The sequence below is a fragment of the Citrobacter tructae genome (assembly GCF_004684345.1).
GTDB classification, from domain to species: Bacteria; Pseudomonadota; Gammaproteobacteria; order Enterobacterales; family Enterobacteriaceae; genus Citrobacter; species Citrobacter tructae.
The window spans coordinates 1720515-1744994 of record NZ_CP038469.1; the positions used below are offsets into that span (position 1 = coordinate 1720515).

The window sequence follows — 24480 nt, forward strand, 5'->3', positions numbered from 1 at the left end:
CTATTATGAGCGTAGTGCCTGTAGCCGACGTACTCCAGGGCCGCGTAGCCGTTGACAGCGAAGTCACCGTGCGCGGATGGGTGCGTACCCGCCGAGATTCAAAAGCTGGCATCTCCTTCCTCGCCGTTTATGACGGTTCCTGCTTTGATCCTGTACAGGCCGTCATCAATAATTCTCTGCCCAATTACAATCAAGACGTATTACGTCTGACGACGGGTTGCTCGGTTATCGTAACGGGTAAAGTTGTTGCGTCTCCTGGACAGGGACAGAGCTTTGAGATTCAGGCCACCGAGGTTGAAGTGACCGGCTGGGTTGACGATCCTGATACCTACCCAATGGCAGCAAAACGTCACAGCATTGAGTACCTGCGTGAAGTGGCGCATATGCGTCCACGTACCAACATGATTGGTGCGGTCGCGCGCGTACGTCATACGCTGGCGCAGGCGCTGCATCGTTTTTTCCACGAGCAAGGTTTCTTTTGGGTATCGACTCCGCTGATCACCGCTTCCGATACGGAAGGTGCTGGTGAAATGTTCCGCGTTTCGACGCTGGATCTGGAAAACCTGCCGCGTAACGATCAGGGGAAAGTCGATTTCGATAAGGACTTCTTCGGTAAAGAAGCGTTCCTGACCGTTTCAGGTCAGTTGAACGGCGAAACCTACGCCTGTGCCCTATCCAAAATTTATACTTTTGGCCCGACCTTCCGTGCAGAAAACTCCAATACCAGCCGCCACCTGGCTGAGTTCTGGATGCTGGAGCCGGAAGTCGCTTTTGCCGATCTGAACGATGTTGCGGGCCTGGCTGAAGCCATGCTGAAGTACGCGTTCAAAGCCGTACTGGAAGAACGTGCAGACGACATGAAATTCTTCGCTGAACGTGTCGACAAAGACGCGGTTTCACGCCTGGAGCGTTTCATTGAGGCTGACTTCGCGCAGGTGGATTACACCGACGCAGTAAGCATTCTGGAAAAATGCGGTAAAAAATTCGAGAACCCGGTGTACTGGGGTGTTGACCTGTCTTCTGAGCACGAGCGCTACCTCGCAGAAGAGCACTTTAAAGCGCCGGTAGTGGTTAAAAACTACCCGAAAGATATCAAGGCGTTTTATATGCGTCTTAACGAAGACGGTAAAACCGTCGCCGCAATGGACGTTCTGGCGCCGGGAATCGGTGAAATCATCGGTGGTTCACAGCGTGAAGAACGTCTTGACGTGCTGGATGCCCGCATGCTGGAAATGGGTCTGAACAAGGAAGATTACTGGTGGTATCGCGACCTGCGTCGCTACGGTACCGTTCCGCATTCCGGCTTCGGTCTGGGTTTTGAGCGTCTGATCGCTTACGTCACCGGCGTGCAAAACGTTCGTGATGTTATTCCGTTCCCACGTACGCCGCGTAACGCCAGCTTCTAATTCTGAATGATTCATCCAAAGGCCAGCATTGCTGGCCTTTTTAATATCCATCACCCAGACAATGACTTTCACTCATGCCGCCGCGCAATTCCACATGAATGCAACTTCTTCCCCCTCCATTCCTGTTACGTAATGTTTCACTGCAATATTTGCGCACAAAAAATAATCAGTATTTTTATTGTGGATTAGCATTTTCTGATTAAATAGAACAATTTTTAACCATTTGCACGGCATTCCAGACGGCTAAAAATAGTCAACTGTAAACATCGTTCTTTCCAGCATCCGTGCAAAAAATTGGCGTTATAAAAATTAAACATAAGAAAATCATATAAATAGAAATAGAATTGATTGTTTTTAGCGCAGGGACAGCTGAAATTTGAAGTTGTTCACAAAGTTGCATAAAAATAACACTTTGTTACATATTTTTTCTTTTTGAAACCAAATCTTTATATTTGTAGCACTTTGACGGTAGCGAAACGCTAGTTTGAATGGAAAGATGCCTGTCAGACACATAAAGACACCAAACTCTCATCAATAGTTCCGTAAATTTTGATTGACGGAATTTATTGGCGGCAGTGGCAGGTGTCATATAAAAACCGATGAGGGTAATAAATAATGATGAAGCGCAATATTCTGGCAGTGGTTATCCCTGCACTGCTGGTAGCCGGGGCAGCTAACGCTGCAGAAATCTATAACAAAGATGGCAACAAAGTAGACCTGTACGGTAAAGCAGTAGGTCTGCACTATTTTTCCAAGCACAACGGTGAAAATAGCTACGGTGGCAACGGCGACCAGACCTATGCCCGTCTTGGTTTCAAAGGGGAAACTCAGATTAATTCCGATCTGACCGGTTACGGTCAGTGGGAATACAACTTTGCCGGCAACAACGCTGAAGGCTCAAACGCGCAGGACGGCAACAAAACCCGTCTGGCCTTTGCTGGTCTGAAGTATGGCGATGCAGGCTCCTTCGATTACGGTCGTAACTACGGCGTCGTATACGATGCTCTGGGTTACACCGATATGCTGCCAGAATTCGGTGGTGATACTGCTGCCTCCGATCAGTTCTTCTCTCAGCGTAACGGCGGTCTTGCAACTTACCGTAACTCCAACTTCTTCGGTATGGTTGAAGGCCTCAGCTTCGCTGTACAGTACCTGGGCAAAAACGAACGTGATGACGCGCGTCGCTCTAACGGCGATGGCGTTGGCGGATCGGTAAGCTACGAATTCGACGGCTTCGGTATCGTGGGTGCTTATGGTGCGGCTGACCGTACCAACGCGCAAGAACAACTGCAATATGGTCACGGCGCGAAAGCTGAGCAGTGGGCTACCGGCGTGAAATACGATGCTAACAGCATCTACCTGGCGGCGAACTACAGCGAAACCCGTAACGCGACCCGTATCTCCAACGGTTATGCAAACAAAACTGAAGACGTGCTGTTGGTTGCTCAGTATCAGTTCGACTTCGGCCTGCGTCCGTCCATCGCCTATACCAAATCTAAAGGTAAGGACATCGAAGGTATCGGTGACGTAGATCTGGTGAACTACTTCGAAGTGGGTGCGACTTACTACTTCAACAAAAACATGTCCACCTATGTTGATTACATCATCAACCAGATCGATTCCGACAACAAACTGGGCGTAGGCTCTGACGACACCGTTGCTGTTGGTATCGTTTACCAGTTCTAATAGCAGACCTCTTTGTTAAATGCCTAAAAAACAGGACTTCGGTCCTGTTTTTTTATATCCGCCAGCGGATTCTTGCGTCTTCAAAAAACACTCCTGCTTTTCGTCACTAACGGTTGGCATTTTGTAAATCTCCCGTTAACCTGATAGCGGACTTCCCTTCTGTAACCACAATGGAACCTCGTCATGTTTGAGAACATTACCGCCGCTCCTGCCGACCCAATTTTGGGCCTGGCTGATTTGTTTCGTGCCGATGACCGCCCTGGGAAAATCAACCTCGGGATCGGTGTATATAAAGATGAGACAGGCAAAACGCCGGTGTTAACCAGCGTGAAGAAAGCCGAGCAATATATACTGGAAAATGAAACCACCAAAAACTACCTTGGCATTGACGGTATTCCGGAGTTTGGTCATTGCACTCAGGAATTACTGTTTGGTAAAGGTAACGTACTGATTAACGACAAACGCGCGCGTACAGCACAAACCCCTGGCGGTACAGGTGCACTGCGTGTGGCTGCTGACTTCCTGGCAAAAAATACCTCAACTCAACGCGTATGGGTGAGTAACCCAAGCTGGCCGAACCATAAGAGCGTCTTTAACTCCGCCGGTCTGGAAGTTCGTGAGTACAATTATTACGACGCGGCAAACCATTCCTTAGACTTTGATGCACTGCTGGCAAGCCTCAGTGAAGCACAGGCGGGTGACGTGGTGCTGTTCCACGGCTGCTGCCATAACCCAACCGGTATTGACCCTACGCTGGAACAGTGGCAAACGCTGGCGCAGCTGTCGGTCGAAAAAGGCTGGTTACCGCTGTTCGACTTTGCTTATCAGGGCTTTGCTCGTGGTCTGGAAGAAGATGCCGAAGGCCTGCGCGCATTCGCTGCACTGCACAAAGAGCTTATTGTCGCCAGCTCTTACTCCAAAAACTTTGGCCTGTACAATGAGCGCGTTGGTGCCTGTACGCTGGTTGCCGCCGATGCCGACACCGTTGACCGTGCATTCAGCCAGATGAAATCTGTCATTCGTGCCAACTATTCCAACCCGCCTGCTCACGGTGCGTCGGTTGTTGCCACCATTCTGAGCAATGATGCCCTGCGCGCCATCTGGGAGCAGGAACTGACCGATATGCGCCAGCGCATTCAGCGCATGCGCCTGCTGTTTGTGAATACATTGCAGGAGAAAGGTGCAAACCGCGACTTCAGCTTTATCATCAAACAGAACGGCATGTTCTCCTTCAGCGGTCTGACGAAAGAACAGGTTCTGCGTCTGCGTGAAGAGTTTGGCGTTTATGCTGTTGCTTCCGGACGCGTGAACGTGGCGGGTATGACGCCAGATAACATGGCACCGCTGTGTGAAGCGATTGTCGCTGTACTGTAAGTGACTAAAGACTAAAAAGGCCGCTGCTGCGGCCTTTTTCATTTATCTGACTTTCATTTACCAGACCGGCATTTCATCCTGCAGGAACGGGTTATGCTGGCGTTCATTGCCCAGCGTAGAAAGCGGGCCGTGACCGGGAATAAACGTCACGTCATCACCCAGGGGTAATAGCTTGCGTTTAATCGAGTCGATCAGTTGGCTGTGATCCCCACGCGGGAAGTCACTACGTCCTACTCCGCCTTTGAAAATCACATCGCCTGAAATCAGCAGCTTTGACTGTTCATCAAAGAAGACCACGTGCCCCGGTGTATGACCCGGACAATGCAACACCTGTAATGTCACGTTGCCGACGCTGATACGATCGCCTTCATTTAACCAGCGATCGGGCGTCAGCGGCTCACAGTCTCCCAGACCAAACATGCGGCTCTGCGCGGGCAGACCCTGCAGCCAGAACTCATCTTCTTTTTCCGGGCCGATTACCGGTACGCCATAATGCTGCGCCAGTTCAGACGCCGCTCCCACGTGGTCAAGATGACCATGCGTGAGCAGGATCTGCATCAGCGTCAAACCGCTGGCATCCACTTCCTGTTTGATTTTCTCGGCATCGCCGCCGGGATCGACCAACGCGGCCAGACGTGTTTGTTCACACCAGATCAGCGAGCAGTTCTGAGCGAATGCAGTGACCGGAATAATACGATAGTTCATACAGCTCCTGTTTCATTAAGCTACGGCTCACCAGTGCCGTGCTGGCCCGGTGTCAATATGCACAAAGTTACTGCGTGGGTAGTATCCTACACCACCTGCGCGCATAGATAACGCAGCTTTGCGAATATTACTTAATGCAACGCCTTCAATGTGGAAATCCATTGCCTGCCCTTTGGTGTGGTAGCTTTTCTTTGCCACACCGCGACTGCGCGCGCGTAATTCGTTATTGGTATCGACAGAACGATAGCCGGAGATCAGCTGTACGGGTTTACGCGTGCCGAGAAGGCCTTGCAGACGGAAGAGTTGATCGAACAATCCCGGATCGATGGATTTCACTTTATTCGCGCGAAAATCACGGAAAAAGTGATCAAGTTTTGCTAATTCGTCCTGAATATAGCCCCTGCCATCAAAAAACTCTGCTTTAATTGACTCCCCGGTATGCAGGTTATTCAAAGTCAATATACGCGGACGTGGGGTGGAGAGTGTAGCAAACGCAGGCGTGGGCAGGATGGCAGCGCCGAGGGCAATGCCACCAAGCGCCAGCAGTTTGCGGCGATTAGCGTCAAATTTGTCCATGGTATTAAGGTCTACAAGGTCAATGTTATCGTATGTATGCTCTAGCGCACGCGGGAAACCTTACCGGGCTAACTAGTCCGCGTCAAGGCTCCCAACCCCAGGAAACACGGGGCTTACAGCCATTCCGCCCCGCTTCCAACATAACTTACGACAATCATTTTCCTCGAACTGCTTCATTTATCTGATTAATTGTTCGGCTTTTGAAACAATTTGTGCACTGGATCGCGCGGTGAGATCGTAATTGTAAATATCTGTACGATATTGCGTACGCCCATCGGGTCCCACAAATGCGGTCAGATAGTAAAGATTGACCGGAATATTTTGGCGAATAGTCACGTAGCGCGTGTCCCCTTGTTTCAGCGCATCCGAAATCCGTGAATCATTCCAGCCCGCATCCTGCAGCAGCATATTCGCCAGTTCCGAAGCCTTATTCACACGCACACAACCGGAACTGAGCGCCCGCGTATCCTTCTGGAACAAATTGTGATTCGGCGTATCGTGCAGATAAATAGCATCTGAACTCGGCATATTGAATTTATAACGTCCCAGCGAGTTGCGCGCACCCGGCGCCTGCTGGAAGCGGAACGGCAGATTTGATGGCGTAATCGTCGACCAGTCAACCTGCCACGGGTCGATGGTCTGTTTGCTATTCCAGCCACGTATTACGGTATACCCGTGACGTTCGAGATAGCCCGGATCGTTCCATACCTTCGGCAGAATATCTTTGCGTGCCAGCGTCGGCGGGACGTTCCACGGTGGGTTAACGACGACGTTATTCAGCGCGCTGCTCATCATCGGCGTTTTACGGTCAGGACGTCCAACAATGACCCGCGAATCCAGCACCTGACTGCCGTTTTGATAATAAACTAACGAGTAAGCCGGGATATTTACCATGATCCCGGTAGACAACTCGCCCGGCAACAGGCGTAAACGCTGAATATTCAGTGCCAGTACGCCCGCGCGTTGCGCCGGTGTCACGTTCAGCCAGTCACGTGTTGCAGGACCAATCGCACCATCTGCCCCAAGCCCTTGCCAGGTCTGAAAACGCTTTACCGCCGCAACCAGTTCACGGTCGTAAGCGCCACGCCCTTCTCTGGCAGCCGTACTGACGGCAGCATCCAGCATACCGGTACGCTGCAAAATTTCACGCAGGGCCGGAATGTCATTACTCCATTCGCCTGGGCGCAGCGTGGTTGTGCTGGTTAACTGTGGCCACGGGCGTGAATCGCCCACCAGCTTGAGCAGCGATTCATGCATCGCTGCGTACTGCGGGTGTTGCGGCGTCAGGCTGGCAATAAAAGGGGTCAGCTGGCCATTATCCAACGCCACCTGCCATTGATTAATCACCGAAATGGGTGGCGTGGTCAGCGCGTAGGGCTTCTCGCTGTATAGCCAGCGGTTACCTTTGACCGGGATGTTGGCAATAAAGTGAAGATAGCCCATCATGGCATCAGAAAGGACGGCATCCCGCGCCAGTCCCGTCACGCCAGGGTCGGTCAGTAATGCCACCCAGGTAGTGAACTGCGGCTGAAAACCGGCAATAGCCACCTCGGCTAACTGCTGCTGGAAGGCTTTAACCGCATCGCGATTTTCCCACATGGGTTTCATATCGCGTGCGGCATACAGCAACGCCAGTTGGCTGATGTAAACCGGCGTATAACCTGCTGGAAGTTGAGAACGTAATTCGGCGCGGGCTTTTTCCGCAGACGCGCCATCCGGCAGCGCCTGAATACCCGCCATGACGGCTGTTGCGAAAGATTGTCCCTGCGGCTGTGATAGCGCGGTTGGCTGCTCACTAACGACCGTTGAGCTATCGCCGGGGATCATTTCAGGCTCATCGGCCTGCGCATTGAACAGTGGAGCGAATGTTACGGCCAGGCACAAACTGATTGCCGACAGCCGACGACCACACATTTTATTAAGCAACATCCCTTGCCCCCTGTTTTCTTTATCATACTTAAATAGCCAGACCGCTAGTATTCTCCCGATTGTCTCAGGGCGAGGTCTGTAAAACGCCAATACACTCTGAAGTATGACGAGCAAGCCCAGTGACGCGTCAGGCTTATCTTCAGTATATAAACATCAAATCGTTTTTGCCTAACCTAATGTAAAGAAATATAAAGAAATTACACCAGGCATTGCATACTTTTCAGAAAAGAAGAAGGCGGCCTGAGAGCCGCCTTCTTAACTTAACTTGCCTGCGAAGAGGCGTCTTCTGTTCCAGGCAACGGCTCTGGTAACTGCGGCGCAAACCCGCGCAGACCTACCACGTGAACGTGTTCAGTATTCTGGAAGACTTTACGCACCAGTTTGTAGGTAGTGCCTTTCTCCGGGCTGATGTTCTCCGGTGCAGCGATGATAAGCTGCATCTGCAAACGCTCGCACAGTTCAAACAGGGTCGCGATAGAGCGCGCATCAAGTCGCGCGGCCTCATCAAGGAACAGCAGACGGCAAGGCGAAATATCCTTCCCGCGCAGTCTACGCCCTTCATCTTCCCAGCTTTGCACCACCATCACCAGAATCGACATCCCGGTACCGATCGCTTCACCCGTTGACAGCGCACCGGATTCAGCACGTAACCAGCCGTCTGAACCACGGTTAACTTCAACTTCCATTTCCAGATAGTTGCGGTAATCCAGCAGTTCTTCGCCGATAGTTTGCGGCGTGCGCTGTCCCATGTCGATCTGCGGATTCAGGCGCTGATACAGTTTCGCCAGCGCTTCCGAGAAGGTCAGACGGTTGCTGTTAAACAGATCCTGGTGCTGCTCGTGCTGCTCGGACAGGACATCCAGCAACGTGGCGTGGGTTTCACGCACGTTCACGTTCAGACGAACGCTGTTGACCTGACCGAAGGAGACGTTTTGCAGCCCCTGGTTCAACATGCGAATACGGTTTTGCTCGCGCTGGATAGTCTTACGGATAATGTTCGCCACGCTGCGGGAACTGATCGCCAGCTTCTGCTCACGCGAGGTTAACTCTTCCGTCAGGCGGCTCAGCTCAATTTCCATCTGCTCGATGGCTTCCACCGGATCGTCGGTACGAATAATATCCTGACGAATACGTTCGCGCAGATGCTGGTAGACCGCCACGAAGAACTGAATCTTGCGTTCCGGGCGCTTCGGATCTTCAGACATGCGCAGCACGTCACGCAGGTGTTCGTTATCCGCCACCGCCAGACGCAGCGCACCCAACGCCTTATCCGACATTGAACGTAATTCATCACCGGAAAGATAAGCCAACTCGCGACGGTGCAGGCGGCGTTCAACACCGTTGTCTTTCACCATGCGCATCACGGCGCACCATCCGGCTTTCGCCATGACTACCTGTTCGCGCATTTCAAAGTAATCGCGTTCCAGCTTGCGCAACCTGCGGGTCAGGTTATCCATCTCGGCTTCGCAGAAGGTCAGTGCTTTTTCCAGTTGGTTACGGCGCGCACGGTTATTGCTGAGCTGCGCGTGCAACTCATCACGACGGATACGCGCACGTTCTTCCGCACCGCTATCGGCGCGAACACCAATATCCTGCAGCTCGCGCTGTAAATCGTTGAGCAGTTCTTTTTTCGTGTCATACGAACTTTTCAGCGACGCCATCACCTGGCTGTACTGGCTTAACTGCGCGGCATGACTGCGCAAGGCTTCACGAGCACGGGTACGTTCAGCTTCGGCGTGCTCCAGACGTTCACGCAGTTTCTCGTTCAGATCGCTGTTACCGCTGAGCATTTCTGCCGAGTCGGAATAGCTAAAGTGTGCGCGGCGCTGTACAACTTCGGTCAACGCAAATGCCTGTTGGCGCGCGTCACGCTGCATCTGCTGAGAGTACGCGTAGTCTTCTTTTAACTGTTCAAACTGCTCGGGGTCATTTTGCAGAACTGAAACCATTGGCTCCAGTTTGGCGAGCTGATTGCCATGCTGCTGAACGAAACGCGCCGCCTCCTGGGCTTCATCCAGACGTTCACGGATTTCGTCCACGCGGTCGGCTAAGGTGTCATCGGCCAGCAAATTCAAACGCGGCAGCAGACGGTTCAGGGCAGAGACCCCTTCTTTCGCCTGTTCAAACTGCATGCGTTGCTGCTGGTTATCATTTTCATGATTGGTCAGTGCACGCTCCAGCTCAACGCGGCGGCTGTTCAGCTGACGGATCTCTGCTTCAGGATCGGCTTCAAACGCCACAGCCAGATGGCTACCAATAAAGCGACTAAACGCCTGGTGCAGACGTTGCGTTTTCTGAACGTCAAACGAAAGCGTGGCGAAGCGTTCGGACAACCCTTCACGCTCGGCATGCAGGGTTTCGATGCGGCTTTCTCGTGCGGCACGACCAAAAATCGGTACCGTCGGGAAACGGGAATAACGCCACTGCCGCTCGGCGGTTTTCACCACCACCGCGTTTTCCAGTTCATCAACGCTGAAGACGCTGTCATCAAACGACTGCGGGTCCCCTTCGATGAAATAGAGGTCTTCCGGGCAATCGGTCAATCCGGCCAACTGTTCGGTGACCAGCGACAGATCCGGTACCACAATGGCATGGCGCGACGGGCCATACAGGGCGGAGAAGTACGGAGCATCTTCAAGGCTGACATCGTCGTAGATTTCTGACAGCAGTACGCCGCCGAAACGTTCGGCCAGCGCGTTGAGACGCTGATCTTCCGCGCCGCCCGGCTGACTTAAGCGTTCAATCTCTTCATCAACCGCGTTTTTACGCGCGCCGACTTCATCACGCTCAACAATGGCTTCGCGTTCGCGTTCCAGCAGCTGTTGCAGGTATTCGGTGACCTCCTGACTGGAGGTGAACTCTTCACCGCACTGTTCGCTAAGCTGGTTGAGGCTATTTTGCGCCGCCAGCCAGACGGGTGCACGCTGCATTAAATGCTGAATCCGGGATTGCAGCTGTTCCTGCTCCTGACGCAGGTTCATACGCTGTTCGCTGGCAGACGACACGCTATCAGACAGGGACGCGATGCGGGCTTCCAGTTCCTGATGCAGGGCTTCCAGCTCGTCGATGTCGAAATGTTTACCCTGACGCTTACAGAACTCCGCCAGCAAACGCTCGGCTTCCTGCTGTTCGCGCAGACGCTGCTCCAGCTCGCTCAGCCGCATCCGCAGCGGCTGAACCTGCTCTGCCAGATGCCGCTGCTCAACGCCTTCACGCAGCAGCTCACGCGCTACGCTCCAGGCTTCGCTGCGCGCCAGCGGTCCGTTGATCGCCGCCACCAACTGATAGGCCTGTTCGAACTGGCTGTGCGCGGTTTGCGCCACGCTCATTTTTTGTTCCAGCGTCAGCAGCTTTTCCGTGGCTTCCTGCTCTTTCGCCTGGAAGGTTTCCAGCCACTCTGCTGCGGAGTCTGCCGTCAGATCCGGCAAGTGACAGATCTCTTTGGCCCGGCTCAGCGCCTGAATGGCCTGGGTGTACTGAATCGCTCGGGTTTGCTGAACATCCAACGCCTGCTGGTAATCTGCAAGCTGGCTTTTCAGCTCATCCACTTCCAGTTCTGCGGCTTCCGCCCTGGCTTCATTCTCTTCCTGACGATCGGCAGCTTCCGCCACCACTTCATTTTGTTCTTCGAGACGGATCTGCAACTCTTCAAGATCCGCTTCATAGCGTTCAATTTTTTCTTGTTGACGCAGCGCGGTTTGCACCAGATTCAGATGATCGCTGGCCGCCTGATAATCCGCTTCAAGGTCGCCTTCGGCACCATTGTGCTCACCCAGCTCACGTGCCATCTCCACGTGTTTATACTGTTCTGCAGCCAGCTGTTTACGAGAGGTGTGCAGCTCGCGACGATATTCCAGCGCTTTATCAAGGTGGATGCGACGCTCGTTAGCATGGCGCATATAGTCCGCCGCCACGTAGTTGGTCGCTTCGCTGATTAGGTGCTTGAACAGGTCACGATCAGACTGGGTAACGCGTATCGCTTCCAGCGTCATGCGGTTTTCACGCAGCGCGGCTTCCATATCCTGGAATGCTTTACGCACCCCGCCGTTTTCCGGCAGCAGGTAATCACGAAGAGAACGGGTGATCGCACTGGAAATCCCGCCGTACAGCGAGGCTTCAATCAGGCGATAGAACTTACTTCGGTCTGAGGCTGAGCGCAGACGACGGGCGATGATGCCCAAATCGAACATCAACGAGTGATAATCAGTGATCGAGTTGAACTGCTTAAACTGTACGCCTTCCATCTCTTCAAGCTTATCTTTCAGCTCAGCAAGAGACAGTACGCGCGCCTGACGCTCATTCAACGTTTCCGTGACCAGTTCGGTTGGCTGTACCGACATCGGCAGCCCCTGAATGGCGAATGGTTTGATATCTACTTTACGATCGCGTCCGGCTATCTGTTGCAAGCGCACGCCAACCACCACGCGCTGATGACGCGAGTTCAAAACGTCGAGCATCGAGTAACAGACACCCGCTTTGAGCTTACCGTGCAGGCCTTTATCGCGAGAACCGCTGGTCGCACCGGCTTCGGTGGTATTACGAAAATGTAGCAGGGTTAGGTCGGGGATCAGCGCCGTAACAAATGCCGCCATGGTGGTGGATTTACCCGCCCCGTTCCCGCCGGACAGCGTGGTGACCAGCTCATCCAAGTCAAACGTGCGGGCGAAAAAACCATTCCAGTTAATCAGCGTTAGTGAGCGAAATTTACCGCGTTCAATCATTATTCTTCCTCTCCACTGTCCGGCTGATTCTCTTCTGGCTCATCGTTGAGCTGCAGGTGGTTTTCGACCGACATCGCTTCGCCATCACGAATTAAGCGACGCTGCGCTTCGCGTGGATCGTCACCGCTGCGCACGTCTGCGCCAAAGCGGAAGACAGATTCCGTAATGCGGAATTTGCTGCTGTCATGGCCCATAAACCACACCATGCCTAAGCGGCGCAGGCGGTTTAATGAAGAACGCACCTTCTCCTGCAGCTTCTGGCGGTCAACGTCCGAGCCGGTTGAGCGGTTATTCACCAGTCTGAGCAATTTGGCTTCATCAGCTAGCGTCAGCAGTTCGTCGTACAGTTCTTGCTGGGTAAAAATCCCTTCATTCGCCAGTCGTTCCGGGCTGAGATAGAGATAGCAAAGAATTTTACCGACCATCATGTCCAGTTCGGACAACACCGAACGAGGAATGAGCGTAGTGGAACGCGGACGAAGATAGAAAAAACCCTCCGGGGCGCGGATCAGTTCCACGTTATAGCGGCTGTAAAATTCTTCAAAGTATTCCTGAAAATCCATCAGGAAGGCATGATTGTCCAGCTCATCCAGGCCGATATGTCGCCCCGAACGTAATGCGCTGTCCAGCGCCGGAAATAACGGATTCGCCAGCGCCTGCGCCAGCTTAACCGGCATCACTTTTTCAATATTTGTCAATGACATGCGCCTGTACCTTGGCTCCGTAATCATTAATCGGCTGCCATTTGGCTGGCAGTCCGGTGAAATCTGCTTGCGCTACGCCAAGGCGTACCGCCTGATCGATAACAATACGTGCGACATCGAAGTGGCGCGCACGCGGATATTGCGCCAGATACTCGCGCACAACCAAACCGAGATCCAGTGGCGTTTGTCTGGATTTATAAATAGCCAACTGTTCTTCGATGATCGCCGCCAGCTGTTCACGGATCTCGTTAAATTCTTCATACTCCAGATCCGGCGGCAGTTCCCCTGTGACCTCTTCATCACGCAGCACCATCTCTTCGTCACGCATATCCAGCAGACGATCGGCATTGGCGTAGGTCAGCGCCCACGGTTCGTCAAAGTAAGTCTGGACAGACTGGCGCAAACGCTGGGCAAAGACGCGGTTTTTATCCATATCAATCGCGGTACGGATAAATTTATGCACGTGGCGATCGTAGCCGATCCACAGATCGATGGATTGCTGACCCCAGCTGATAATACGGTCGAGCTTGCTCTGTAAGTCAAACACCAGACGATCAACGAAGTGCAGATCGTCATGAGTCATCGTGGCGTCCTGAATCCGCAGCAGATTAGCCTGTAGCTTATCCCCCGCAGCTTCCAGCGTATCCTGCAGCTCACGCAGCGTGCCGGAGGTTTCAGACAACAGCATTTCGCAGCTGGAAATCGCCGCCCGCCAGTCTTTATTCAGCAACTGAGCAATGTCATCTTTCACCTGCTGCTGCTGCTCGTCCATAATGCGCTGCGTCAGGTCAATGCTGTCGAAGATTTCCGCCACTGAATATTTCAACGGCGCGTAGACATTACGGTGCCAGTGGAACTCATCGCCACCTTCTTCGGCCGCGTCTGCCGCGCGCTTCAGCTCACCAGCCACAATAGAGAGCTGCATGGAGAGGCGCAGCGTCGAAAACTCACGCTGACGGATGTAATAATCGGTGATGCCAATCCCCAAGGGTGTCAGACGATAGATAGCGTTTCCTTCCGCCTGCTCGCTGGTAAAGCGGTTCAGCAGACGTTGACGCACCATATCGTTGATCGCGTTGTTGGCGCGCACGCCGATGGTTTCGCTGGTTTGCTCAAACGCATCACTGACATGGCGGAACGCATCCACCAGTTCGCCTTCACTCATCTCACCGTCAAGCCGCTCACCGTTCAGCGTAGCCACCGCCAGCAGAAAAGAAAGTCTGTCTACCGGCAGAGAGATGGAAAAGTCATTTTTTCTGGCCCAGGCAACCAGTTCGGGGACTGTCTGGGAAAATTCACTCATAGGTTATCCTTGCATCTGCGGTTTGCGCGCGGTGACATGAATATAACGCCCAAGGCTAATAAACGGCTCCTGGCGGCAATAGCGCGTTTCTATTTCTGTTAAAGCGTCTAAACAGTCATGCTGTTTTTGTTTATCACGCAGATAATCATGAAACACCCTCACGCCCGTTTTACCGGTTATCTCCCAGCCGATCTCCTCCAGCCAACCGTAGACCTGCTGAGGCTCGCGCGGGAAGTCGGGAGACAACGTGCGCCGTTTCTTTTTATACATTCCCTGCTGCACATAGCCGAAATTGCCTACCAACACATTACGCATCAACAGACCGTTTGCATTGTAGAACATCAGCGATAAATCACCGCCAGGACGTAACATCGACCACAGTGTTTTTAAGACGGCTTGCGGGTCGGCCACCCATTCCAGCACAGCATGAAACAATATCAGATCAACCTGAGAATCCAAATGCTGCGGAATGTCCTGAGCGGCACAATGTATAAAATGCATGTTGTCGCTCACACCTTGCTCTTCTGCCGCACGCTGAGCTCGCACCACCATTTCGGCAGAAAGATCGCATAGGGTGACGTGATGGCCCCGCTGTGCCATGAGGATGGCTGTCTGCCCTTCTCCGCCACCCGCATCAAGCACTCGCAATGTTTGACCCGCGTATTCGGCAAGAAGCTTGTCCAGATCCTGCCAGAGGATCGTCTGGCGAAGCTGACCTTTAGTGGTACCGTAAATGTTACGGGAAAACTTCTCGGCAATGTCATCAAAATTGCGATCCCGCATCGCGCGCTCCACATGCTGGCTTAAGTGTGACTAAGTAAAACCGCTATTTTGTCACACCCGCGCCGAGAATGAACCTTTCTGGTGTAATATCCCTGCAGATCCCTTGCTATATGGTCAAAAAAGGAACCAGAAAGGATGCTTTTTACGCTGAAGAAAGTGATTGGCGGTATGATGCTGCCGCTTCCATTGATACTGCTGATTATGGGAGCAGGATTGGTGCTGGTGTGGTTTAGCCGCTTTCAGAAAACAGGGAAAGTTTGCATTAGCCTGAGCTGGCTGGCGCTTTTTCTGCTCAGCTTGCAACCCGTAGCCGATAGCCTGCTTAAACCGATTGAGAATACCTATCCCACCTGGCAGGATACGCAAAAAGTCCAATACATTGTGGTTTTGGGCGGGGGCTATACCTGGAACCCACAGTGGGCGCCGAGTTCGAATCTTATCAGTAATAGCCTTCCGCGCCTCAATGAAGGACTGCGTCTGTGGCGAGCCAATCCAGGATCGAAGCTGATCTTCACGGGAGGGATTGCGAAGACCAATACCGTCAGCGCCGCGGAAGTCGGCGCTCGCGTGGCACAATCGCTGGGCGTTCCTCGCAGTGATATCATCACGCTGGACACGCCAAAAGACACCGAAGAAGAAGCTGCTGCGGTGAAAAAAGCGATTGGTGATGCACCGTTCCTGCTGGTGACCTCCGCATCGCATTTACCGCGCGCGATGATTTTCTTCCAGCAGGCCGGACTGCATCCGCTGCCTGCGCCCGCCAATCAGCTGGCGGTCGACTCACCGCTTAACCCGTGGGAGCGTGCCATTCCCTCTCCTGTCTGGCTGATGCATAGCGATCGCGTCGGCTATGAAACGCTGGGACGGCTTTGGCAGTGGCTGAAAGGCTCATCAGGCGAGCCAGGGCAGCAGTGACTTGGTTGCCAGATCAAAGTTTGACCGACTGAAACGCCCGGTATTAACCAACTGGGCAACTTCATCCCACAACACGTACAACCAACGTCGCCAGATGAACGACTCCGCCACTGGCGCGCGTTGCAGATATTGCCACAGCAGACTTTCCGCCAGTGCATTATCCATCAGCCGGAACAGCTCAAACTCTCTTGGCGCCCAGAGCATTAAACCGGGTCCTACCATCGCCAGGAGCTGATCGCTACGAGCATCTTTGAGCATACTGCGCAAACTGAAATTCCCGTGGATCAGGACGCAGTTATCATTAAATCCTTCGAACAAAGCGGGCAGACACTCGCGGGTACGAAACAAAATCCGCTTGTCCTGCATCGTTAACCCAGTTTTGCTGAACTGGTTGAGGGTACTCCATAGCACTTCAACGCGTTGACGGTACCAGGACGGCCAGAAATTTTCCTGGGTATTATCCACTTCACCCACGCAGCCACGGCTGTCCTGGCGATGCCATGACAGCATCCCTTCTACGATCTGATCTTTTAAATGCTCCCAACGTTCGGGCGTTCGGGCTGGTGCCTCTACCGGCACGCCGCGTAAGCGCTCAAGTAGCAGTACGTCCGGGCCGGGATGCTCCTCATGGGTCAGAACACCATAAATGACCGGCATGCGCACCGTACCGCTGCGCGCCAGCATAGACGTTTTCCATGCTAACTGTTGTGCCATACCCGGCGTGGTGAAACTCCTTGCCATCAGCGGCATTGGATTTCCCTGGCTGTCATACAGTGACCACAGGGCCGTATCCGCTTTTTCATTCACGCATTCTATGCGACTGAGTTTTTCACCCAATAAATGACTGAGTTCGGCACGCAACTGTTCCATTTCAGATTGCCCTCATAAATGCGACTGCTTTCATAATGAGCGTCGTGCAGACGGATGTCACCCGGATGAGATCAATTGATGAACAGAAAAATGGAGGAAATGAGTAACGATACGACACTCCTCCCACTAATACGCGTCAGACATCAATCTGTAAGCGGGTGGAGTGCGATGAGAAAAATTAACGCATTTCGGCGCGAACGCGCTCGAGATCTTCGGTGGTATCTACGCCTGTGCCAGGAACCTCTTTAGCAACAGCAACGTGAATTTTTTCGCCGTACCACAGCACGCGAAGCTGTTCCAGCATTTCAATATGCTCAAGCGGGCTGGGCTGCCAGTTGACATAGCGACGAATAAAACCGGCGCGATAGCCATAAATTCCCAGATGACGCAGGAAAGTGTCACCGACGGTTTCGAGGCTTTTGGCAAAACGGTCGCGATCCCAGGGAATGGTCGCCCGTGAAAAATAGAGCGCATAACCTTCAGAATCCAGTACCACTTTTACCGCATTGGGATTAAAGGCTTCTTCCGTGGTGTGGATCGGCGCGGCAAGTGTTGCCATACCGACCTGTCGCTGCGCCAGATTCTCTGCCACCTGACGAATAATGACCGCCGGGATCATCGGTTCATCACCCTGAACATTCACAATAACGGTATCGTCGCTAAAACCACATTTTTCGACGACTTCCGCCAGGCGCTCCGTTCCGGACTGGTGATCGGCGCGCGTCATGCACACTTCGCCGCCCACCGCCTCAATGGCGCGTGCGACATCTTCATGATCGGTAGCAACAATAATACGGTCGGCACCGGACTCACGCGCACGTTCCAGAACATGCACAATCATCGGCTTGCCGTTGATATCCAGCAGCGGCTTACCTGGCAAGCGCGTTGACGCATAGCGCGCGGGAATAATGACCACAAAACTCATGATTTGCTCTCATCAGCTGTCAGGGCGCGGGCTTCTGTTTCCAGCAAAACGGGAATGCCGTCTCGCAGTGGGAAAGCAAGGTTGTCCGGCTTACAAATAAGTTCTTGTTTTTCCTGATTGAACCAGAGTTTTCCATTGCAGACCGGGCAGGCAATAATTTCAAGCAGACGATGATCCATAGTTCCTCCAGATGGACCGGATTGTGAATCCGTAAATATTAACATAATCGTTTACCGGGCTGGGGCTATTTCCCAGCCATCAGGACAATCAGTAAATAAACCTTCAGGGCATCGTCCCAGCGTTACGCGCGTCGCCTGTTGCCAACGCCCGAAGTCATCGATTGCCTGGAACAGACCCTTTTGCAGGGTTCCCCCCGGTTTGACGCCATCCTGCAACCAAAGCGAGATGATCTCCAGCACGCCCGTTTTACGGTGCATTTTAGCATCCATACGACCAACCAGTTGTCCACGATGCAGCAGAGGTAAAACAAAATAGCCATACTGCCGTTTTGGCGCAGGCGTGTAGCACTCCAGTCGATAGTTAAAGTCGAACAACTGCTCCGCGCGTTTACGATCCCAGACCACCGGGTCGAAGGGGGATAAAACGGCGCTGTGGGTGGCCGTTAACTTACCTGCCAGTGCCTGTTCAAGCAACGGAAGCAAGTCGCGATGAAGCCACATAGGACCCAACCTTTCGACGTCGACGGGGATAATTTGCTGCTGCTGAGCGCGCACATCACGCCAGTTTTTGAGCTCCGGGCGCTTTAAACGATAGTAGTCCACCAGCCACGGTTCACGAAAAATACCGAGGCTGCGAGCGCTATTATCCAGCATAACAATTTCCGCATCGGTCTGCGAAAGCAGGTCACGTTCGTCATCCCAGTGCGGCATGACACGATGTGTTACATCATAGACTCGCTGGAAATTACGTCGCTCCACCACCATCACCCTGCCAGCGGTGAACAGTCCTTCAAGATGACGCTTCTGTGGCTTCCATTCCCACCAGCCACTGGTTCCTTTGCGCGGATGCTCGAAATCCGCCGAGCGCACCGGTCCATTATGCTGAATATGCTGCAGCAGCTGTTCAATCTCATGGGCGTGTTCTTCCATCCAACCCGCTTTGTACTTCCAGCCCATATTCTCAGGGGCCAGCATACGATGGCGAATCAGCATAAAGTCACTGCGCGGTAAGAAACAGGCTTCATGCGCCCAATATTCCATCAGTTCACCGCGCTGTAGCGAGCTATCAAGCCACTGCGGAGAATAGTCGCCCAGACGACTGAACAGTACCAGGTAAGGGCTGCGCGCGACAATATTGATAGTATCTATTTGCAGTAAAGACATTCGCGCAATAGTCGCAAGAATATCTGCCTGAGTTGCGCGGCGGCGTGTTTTTTTCAGCAGGCCTTGTGCTGCAAGGTGAAGATGACGGGCATCCGTCAGAGAAAGGTGTGGCAACGACATTGATAACCTCATAAATCATTCGCTGCCGCAGCATGAAACCGTTAACGAGCCAGCGAGGTTAACCTATCAAGTAAAACACCGGGTTGGTCGCCCGACAGATGCGCATCGACAGGTAGGTACCACCAGTTGTCATCAGCAAAAGCGCGACATTTCACTGCGTCTTTTTCCGTCATTACCAGCGTTTGTCCGGCAACCAACAGTGCGCTGACGTCACTGTAGGTCAGAGACTGATGGTCTGCCAACGGGATACATTTCTGCGGTTCGGCCCCGCATGCCGCCAGGGTGGCAAAAAAACGCGGGGGGTGACCAATTCCGGCCATGGCGACAATATCAGGTAACTGCGCGACATCACAGCGCTCGCCAGTGCGCAAATTCACGGCCAGTCCCGGCTCAAGCCGCATCGGAATTTCGCCCGTCTGCGGGGTACCACCATTGACGATAGCCGCATCCACCGATTTAAGCCGTCCGGCGCGCTCACGCATTGGACCTGCGGGAAGCCACCAGCCATTGCCAAACCGACGTTCGCCATCAATCACCACAATTTCAACATCGCGCGCCAGAGCATAATGCTGCAGGCCATCGTCTGTGACGATAATCTGCACATCATGATGGGCAAGAATGGCTTTTACCGCATCAGCTCTTACCGGTGAAACAGCGACCGGAACGCCGGTACGCTGGAAGATCAGTACCGGTTCATCGCCCGCTTCTGCTGTGGTGGTATCCGCCGTCAGCAATAGTGGGTAAGCCTGAGCTTTTCCGCCATAACCGCGGGAAACCACGCCCACACGAATGCCGCGTTGCTGTAGGTGTTCAACCAGCCAAATAACCACTGGCGTTTTACCATTGCCGCCCGCAGTAAGGTTTCCGACCACCACAACCGGCACTGGCGCGCGCCATGCGCGTTTAAGCCCAAGCGTATAGCATAAGCGGATCCCTCCGCTCACCAGGCCATAAAGCCAGGAGAGCGGAAGTAACAATCGCCACAGAGGCGATTCACCAGACCAGATGCGCGCGATCATTGACCAAATTGCATTTTATGTAGCTGCGCGTAAACACCGCGCTGCTCAAGCAGTTCGCTATGGGTGCCGCGCTCAACAATCAGCCCGTCTTCCACAACAACAATCTCATCCGCCTGTTCGATGGTAGAAAGGCGGTGCGCAATGACCAGCGATGTACGGTTTTTCTGCAGTTCATCCAGAGCAGCCTGAATAGCGCGTTCGGATTCGGTATCCAGAGCCGACGTCGCTTCATCGAGGATCAGAATCGGGCTGTCGCGCAGCAAGGCTCGGGCGATAGCAATACGCTGGCGCTGACCGCCGGAAAGCAGCACGCCGTTCTCGCCAATGACCGTATCCAGGCCATTATCCATTTTGTTGATGAAATCCATGGCGTAGGCCATTCGTGCAGCTTCTTCAATCTGCTCGCGGCTATAGATATCCGTACGCGCGTAGGCGATGTTATTGGCTACCGTATCGTTAAACAGGTGCACATTCTGCGAGACCAGAGCGACCTGATCGCGCAGGGATGCCAGGGTATATTCGCGCAGATCGTGTCCATCCATCAGAATATGCCCTTCATCTATGTCATAGAAACGCGTAATCAGACTGGCGATGGTGGATTTACCTGAACCTGAACGCCCTACCAGCGCAACGGTTTTACCCGCCGGAATATTCAGGTTGATGTCACGCAGCGCAGGCACTTCACGTCCCGGATAGGTAAAGGTGACGTTACGGAACTCCAGATCGCCGGTTGCGCGTTCGATAACGCGTTTACCTTCGTCTTTTTCTTGTTCGCTATCCAGAATAGTGAACAAAGTCTGACACGCCGCCATACCGCGTTGGAACTGCGCGTTGACGTTAGTCAGAGACTTCAGCGGACGCATCAGGGCGATCATTGAAGAGAAGACCACCGTAATTGTCCCTGCCGTCAGGTTTTCCATGACGCTTGGGAAACTGGCCGCATACAACACGAAAGCCAGTGCCAAAGATGCAATCAGCTGGATGATAGGATCAGAGATAGAAGACGCGGAAACCATCTTCATGCCCTGCAATCGCATCTTGTTGCTGACTTTATCAAAACGTTTGGTTTCGACTTCCTGACCACCAAAAATCAATACTTCTTTGTGGCCTTTCAGCATCTGCTCCGCACTGGTCGTCACCTGCCCCATGGTGTTTTGCATATTCTTACTGATACTACGAAAACGCTTGGAAACCACGCGGATCGCAATCGACACAATGGGTGCCAGCACAATCAGAATTAATGACAGTTGCCAGCTGTAATAAAACATCATGATAAACAGGCCAATAATCGAGGCCCCTTCACGCACCACGGTGATCAGCGCGCCAGAAGACGATGACGCTACCTGCTCTGAATCATAGGTAATACGAGACAGTAACGTACCTGTAGACTGTTTATCAAAAAAGGCGACGGGCATGCCCATCATATGACCGAACAGGCGGCGACGTATGGTCATAACCACTTTGCCTGACACCCAGGAAATACAGTAGCTGGAGACATAGCTGGTCAAGCCACGCACTATCATCAGTCCAATGACCACCAGTGGCATCCACATCAGCACCGATCGATCGGCTTTACCAAAACCATCATCCAGTAATGGTTTAAGGAGCGATAGCATGAAGGTATCGCTGGCCGCGTTAAGGACTAACGCTATACCCGCCACGATCAGACCCGATTTAAAAGGCGCTATGGTCGGCCATAGTCGGCGAAACGTCTGCCACGTAGAGAGATCTTTATCGTTATGCATTCAAAAAACCAGCATTTGTTAGAATAGCCGCATATTCTACCCGTTATCCTCCGGCACGCCAAACCACTGATGATACCAACGAGGTAAAATCTGATCCCTTACGCTGCGTATCTGCCAATTTTCCTGATAAAAGTCCAGTGTAACCTGCCCTTGATGCGGGGTATCCAGCCATTGGTAATTCTGCTTCTGATAGCGTTGTTTCACTTTCCAGGAAGGCAGATGCCAGGCGTTATAGCGTGAAGCTGAGGCAAACGCTGCCTGCCCCCCCACCCGCTGAATCAGTGCCAATGACGATGAAGTATTACTGCCATGATGCGGAACCTGAATAAAAGTGGACTGCAGGTGCTGCCAGTAGTGACTTAGCATTTTTTGTTCAGCAGGGGATTCAATATCACCAGTCAGAAGAAGGCTGCGTTTGCCGTCGTCAACCTTCACCACACAGGAATGGTTATTTCCCCGATCGTTAGTTCCCCGAAGCGGCCAGTGCGCGCTGAACGTTAATCCCTGCCATTGCCAACTCTCACCGCGAAAGCAGGGTAAATGGCCTTTCCATCCGAGAGGGCTTCTCACCCACATTGTTGGCCAGGTTTTCAGTAACGAATCCATACCACCACGATGATCCAGATGTTCATGGCTCAACACGATCCCTTCAGGCGTCAAGTTGTGCCAGCGTAACCAGGGAATAATCAACTGTTGTGCGCTATCGCCCCCTGGCCATGCCAGCCCTGTGTCATAAAGGATTGCTTTACCATTACGGGCAATGACCATTGCCAGTCCCTGTCCAACATCCAGCATATACACCTGCCACACTTCAGCTCGCGATATCCGCCAAAACGGCTCGCTTAGAAATAGTAGTCCGCTAAAACAGATAACCGGAAGCGTACGCCAGACATTCAGTCTCCATACAATCAGCATCAACCAGGGAGACAATGAAAGCCATTGCCAGCGTTGATCAATGTTGATCCAACCTTCTGGCAGGCTGCTGAGTCCCCAAAATAGCAGTGCCAGTGACCTATCGGCCAGATACCAGATTCCTGACTCAACCATCACTGGGCCGGTTAAGTGCGCGATCATTCCCGCAAGTATCAGAGGGACGGAAACAAACGTAACCAATGGAACTGCAAACAAATTAGCCAGAAATGAGGTCAAACTGATGCCGTGAAACAAGGCGATTTGTACAGGCAAAAGCAGTAACGTAATACCCAACTGAAGATGCGACAACTTGATAAACACGTGTCCCGCGCGCGCGAGTGGCCATTCAGGTAGTGGAAACCACTGATACCAGAATATCAGTGCTGCTACGGCAAACGCAGATAACCACAGGCTTTGAGACAGAATGGCGACGGGATCAACCACTACAATCGCGGCCAGACAGCACGTCCAGACCGCCCAACCGCTCCATTGCCGCCCGCTCAGCTTAAGCGCTCCCCAGACAATCAGTGCAACGATGGTACGCAATGCGGGTGGTTGTAGCCCTGTTAACCAGGCATAAAACACCGCACAAGCTATTCCTCCCACCAGCGGAACCTGCCAGGCGATCCATCGGGTTGGCATAAAAAATTGACCAGCACGTATTAGCCCAGCGGCCAAAAACGCGGCAAAAGCAATATGCAGCCCGGAAATAGCCATCAAATGCGCCGTTCCGGTGTCGCGCATAATGCTTTTGACCTCTTGCGAAACGGACAGTCGCTCCCCCATTCCCAGGCCCAGGATCACCTGCTGCCAGGGATAGGTGGCTAACGTCGTATTCAACGAAGAGAGATAACGGGCACGCAGACTGCACTGCGGCGAGATGACTGTAGCCTGCAGGAAACGCCCCGTCAGCGGCCGATGCTGTGCTATGGCTTGACGCTGACTATCAAATCCCCCTTCATTTAATTGACCGTGTACCGCGCGAACCTTAAGCGTCATCCCCCATTGCTGACCCGCACACACTTCACTGGGCAAGTATTGCCCATACAGTACGATCCCCTGCGCCGGAAATATCCGTCTCCCCTGCAGGTGGGTAATCTGCCCATAGTGGGTTGTCATATGGTCAGTGGCGGTTATATGCACAACGGCTTGCTGCGTGTTAGCGGGGAGCGTATTACCTGCCCAGATAGCTTCTTTCGCTGCCAGTATTCCCCAGAGAAAGAACAACAGCGTTAACCCAGCGTATAGCAGATATTTATGCGGAATAAGACAGAGCATACACGCCAGACAAAACAAGCTGCTGACGCACACCATTCCGGGCAGCGTGGGTAACAACGTTAGCGGGAAAATGCCGCATAATGCACACGTACTGACGGTTGTTATTTTCATGAAACACTCCCTGTTACAGGAAGTGTGCAGCACAACGTAGCGATTGTCTGGTAGC

Annotated in this window: 18 protein-coding genes; 4 read left to right on the forward strand and 14 right to left on the reverse strand. The window is 52.9% G+C overall.

Going from position 1 to position 24480, the window contains the following annotated elements; genetic code table 11:
* The first annotated feature begins 5 nt into the window (after positions 1-5).
* The 3 genes from asnS to aspC all read left to right on the forward strand — a co-directional run bounded on the left by asnS (position 6) and on the right by aspC (position 4466).
* The gene (gene asnS / locus E4Z61_RS09120; RefSeq protein ID WP_135322491.1) at positions 6-1406 is read left to right on the forward strand and encodes an asparagine--tRNA ligase; all 1401 of its coding nucleotides are present in this window, start codon (positions 6-8) and stop codon (positions 1404-1406) included.
* A 615-nt stretch (positions 1407-2021) separates the two neighbouring features.
* Positions 2022-3092 carry a porin OmpF gene (gene ompF, locus E4Z61_RS09125; protein WP_135322492.1) on the forward strand — a complete coding sequence of 357 codons (1071 nt, stop codon included), beginning with the start codon at positions 2022-2024 and terminating at the stop codon, positions 3090-3092.
* A 183-nt stretch (positions 3093-3275) separates the two neighbouring features.
* Positions 3276-4466 (forward strand): aspartate transaminase, encoded by a 1191-nt coding sequence (gene aspC, locus E4Z61_RS09130; RefSeq protein WP_135322493.1) that lies wholly within the window; start codon positions 3276-3278, stop codon positions 4464-4466.
* A gap of 57 nt (positions 4467-4523) precedes the next feature.
* Here aspC and E4Z61_RS09135 read toward each other — a convergent pair whose 3' ends face one another.
* From E4Z61_RS09135 to cmoM, 7 genes are all read right to left on the reverse strand, one after another.
* Positions 4524-5171 carry an MBL fold metallo-hydrolase gene (locus E4Z61_RS09135; RefSeq protein WP_135322494.1) on the reverse strand — a complete coding sequence of 216 codons (648 nt, stop codon included), beginning with the start codon at positions 5169-5171 and terminating at the stop codon, positions 4524-4526.
* Between the two features lie 27 nt (positions 5172-5198).
* Complete coding sequence (gene mepK / locus E4Z61_RS09140; RefSeq protein ID WP_135322495.1) at positions 5199-5747, reverse strand: peptidoglycan L,D-endopeptidase MepK; 549 nt, start codon at positions 5745-5747, stop codon at positions 5199-5201.
* A gap of 177 nt (positions 5748-5924) precedes the next feature.
* Positions 5925-7676: a L,D-transpeptidase gene (gene ldtD / locus E4Z61_RS09145; protein ID WP_135322496.1), complete on the reverse strand. Its 1752-nt coding sequence runs from the start codon at positions 7674-7676 to the stop codon at positions 5925-5927.
* Between the two features lie 260 nt (positions 7677-7936).
* Positions 7937-12397 (reverse strand): chromosome partition protein MukB, encoded by a 4461-nt coding sequence (gene mukB / locus E4Z61_RS09150; protein ID WP_135322497.1) that lies wholly within the window; start codon positions 12395-12397, stop codon positions 7937-7939.
* On the reverse strand, positions 12397-13101 hold the full coding sequence (mukE, locus tag E4Z61_RS09155) for a chromosome partition protein MukE (protein ID WP_135322498.1): 705 nt from the start codon (positions 13099-13101) through the stop codon (positions 12397-12399). The genes mukB and mukE overlap by 1 nt, the downstream gene beginning before the upstream one ends.
* Positions 13082-14404 carry a chromosome partition protein MukF gene (gene mukF / locus E4Z61_RS09160; protein ID WP_135322499.1) on the reverse strand — a complete coding sequence of 441 codons (1323 nt, stop codon included), beginning with the start codon at positions 14402-14404 and terminating at the stop codon, positions 13082-13084. Before mukF ends, mukE begins: the two co-directional genes overlap by 20 nt.
* Positions 14405-14407: 3 nt before the next feature.
* On the reverse strand, positions 14408-15187 hold the full coding sequence (gene cmoM / locus E4Z61_RS09165; protein ID WP_167817538.1) for a tRNA uridine 5-oxyacetic acid(34) methyltransferase CmoM: 780 nt from the start codon (positions 15185-15187) through the stop codon (positions 14408-14410).
* 135 nt (positions 15188-15322) lie between these two features.
* On the opposite strand from cmoM, the gene elyC reads away from it, so the two are divergent.
* Positions 15323-16102 (forward strand): envelope biogenesis factor ElyC, encoded by a 780-nt coding sequence (gene elyC, locus E4Z61_RS09170; RefSeq protein ID WP_135322500.1) that lies wholly within the window; start codon positions 15323-15325, stop codon positions 16100-16102.
* On the opposite strand, the gene E4Z61_RS09175 is transcribed toward elyC, so the two are convergent.
* The 7 genes from E4Z61_RS09175 to E4Z61_RS09205 all read right to left on the reverse strand — a co-directional run bounded on the left by E4Z61_RS09175 (position 16079) and on the right by E4Z61_RS09205 (position 24425).
* Positions 16079-16972: a YcbJ family phosphotransferase gene (locus E4Z61_RS09175; protein WP_135322501.1), complete on the reverse strand. Its 894-nt coding sequence runs from the start codon at positions 16970-16972 to the stop codon at positions 16079-16081. The two genes, elyC and E4Z61_RS09175, sit on opposite strands and share 24 nt — an antisense overlap.
* A gap of 178 nt (positions 16973-17150) precedes the next feature.
* A complete protein-coding gene (gene kdsB / locus E4Z61_RS09180; protein ID WP_135322502.1) occupies positions 17151-17897 on the reverse strand; it encodes a 3-deoxy-manno-octulosonate cytidylyltransferase in 747 nt (248 codons plus the stop codon).
* Entirely contained in the window at positions 17894-18076 is a 183-nt protein-coding gene (ycaR, locus tag E4Z61_RS09185; protein WP_135322503.1) for a protein YcaR, read from the reverse strand. The genes kdsB and ycaR overlap by 4 nt, the downstream gene beginning before the upstream one ends.
* Positions 18077-18127: 51 nt before the next feature.
* A complete protein-coding gene (locus E4Z61_RS09190; protein ID WP_135322504.1) occupies positions 18128-19360 on the reverse strand; it encodes a winged helix-turn-helix domain-containing protein in 1233 nt (410 codons plus the stop codon).
* A gap of 41 nt (positions 19361-19401) precedes the next feature.
* Positions 19402-20379 carry a tetraacyldisaccharide 4'-kinase gene (gene lpxK / locus E4Z61_RS09195; protein WP_135322505.1) on the reverse strand — a complete coding sequence of 326 codons (978 nt, stop codon included), beginning with the start codon at positions 20377-20379 and terminating at the stop codon, positions 19402-19404.
* A complete protein-coding gene (gene msbA, locus E4Z61_RS09200; RefSeq protein WP_135322506.1) occupies positions 20376-22124 on the reverse strand; it encodes a lipid A ABC transporter ATP-binding protein/permease MsbA in 1749 nt (582 codons plus the stop codon). Before msbA ends, lpxK begins: the two co-directional genes overlap by 4 nt.
* Before the next feature lie 36 nt (positions 22125-22160).
* The gene (locus E4Z61_RS09205) at positions 22161-24425 is read right to left on the reverse strand and encodes a ComEC family protein (RefSeq protein WP_135322507.1); all 2265 of its coding nucleotides are present in this window, start codon (positions 24423-24425) and stop codon (positions 22161-22163) included.
* Positions 24426-24480: the final 55 nt, after the last annotated feature.

Excerpts from the sequence above, each read along its gene's own strand:
- E4Z61_RS09135 (WP_135322494.1), bottom strand. The coding sequence starts at position 5,171 with ATGAACTATCGTATTATTCCGGTCACTGCATTCGCTCAGAACTGCTCG.
- E4Z61_RS09205 (WP_135322507.1), bottom strand. The coding sequence starts at position 24,425 with ATGAAAATAACAACCGTCAGTACGTGTGCATTATGCGGCATTTTCCCG.
- lpxK (WP_135322505.1), bottom strand. The coding sequence starts at position 20,379 with ATGATCGCGCGCATCTGGTCTGGTGAATCGCCTCTGTGGCGATTGTTA.
- msbA (WP_135322506.1), bottom strand. The coding sequence starts at position 22,124 with ATGCATAACGATAAAGATCTCTCTACGTGGCAGACGTTTCGCCGACTA.
- cmoM (WP_167817538.1), bottom strand. The coding sequence starts at position 15,187 with ATGCGGGATCGCAATTTTGATGACATTGCCGAGAAGTTTTCCCGTAAC.
- ompF (WP_135322492.1), top strand. The coding sequence starts at position 2,022 with ATGATGAAGCGCAATATTCTGGCAGTGGTTATCCCTGCACTGCTGGTA.
- ldtD (WP_135322496.1), bottom strand. The coding sequence starts at position 7,676 with ATGTTGCTTAATAAAATGTGTGGTCGTCGGCTGTCGGCAATCAGTTTG.
- mukB (WP_135322497.1), bottom strand. The coding sequence starts at position 12,397 with ATGATTGAACGCGGTAAATTTCGCTCACTAACGCTGATTAACTGGAAT.
- asnS (WP_135322491.1), top strand. The coding sequence starts at position 6 with ATGAGCGTAGTGCCTGTAGCCGACGTACTCCAGGGCCGCGTAGCCGTT.
- E4Z61_RS09175 (WP_135322501.1), bottom strand. The coding sequence starts at position 16,972 with ATGGAACAGTTGCGTGCCGAACTCAGTCATTTATTGGGTGAAAAACTC.
- ycaR (WP_135322503.1), bottom strand. The coding sequence starts at position 18,076 with ATGGATCATCGTCTGCTTGAAATTATTGCCTGCCCGGTCTGCAATGGA.
- E4Z61_RS09190 (WP_135322504.1), bottom strand. The coding sequence starts at position 19,360 with ATGTCGTTGCCACACCTTTCTCTGACGGATGCCCGTCATCTTCACCTT.
- aspC (WP_135322493.1), top strand. The coding sequence starts at position 3,276 with ATGTTTGAGAACATTACCGCCGCTCCTGCCGACCCAATTTTGGGCCTG.
- mepK (WP_135322495.1), bottom strand. The coding sequence starts at position 5,747 with ATGGACAAATTTGACGCTAATCGCCGCAAACTGCTGGCGCTTGGTGGC.
- kdsB (WP_135322502.1), bottom strand. The coding sequence starts at position 17,897 with ATGAGTTTTGTGGTCATTATTCCCGCGCGCTATGCGTCAACGCGCTTG.
- elyC (WP_135322500.1), top strand. The coding sequence starts at position 15,323 with ATGCTTTTTACGCTGAAGAAAGTGATTGGCGGTATGATGCTGCCGCTT.
- mukF (WP_135322499.1), bottom strand. The coding sequence starts at position 14,404 with ATGAGTGAATTTTCCCAGACAGTCCCCGAACTGGTTGCCTGGGCCAGA.
- mukE (WP_135322498.1), bottom strand. The coding sequence starts at position 13,101 with ATGTCATTGACAAATATTGAAAAAGTGATGCCGGTTAAGCTGGCGCAG.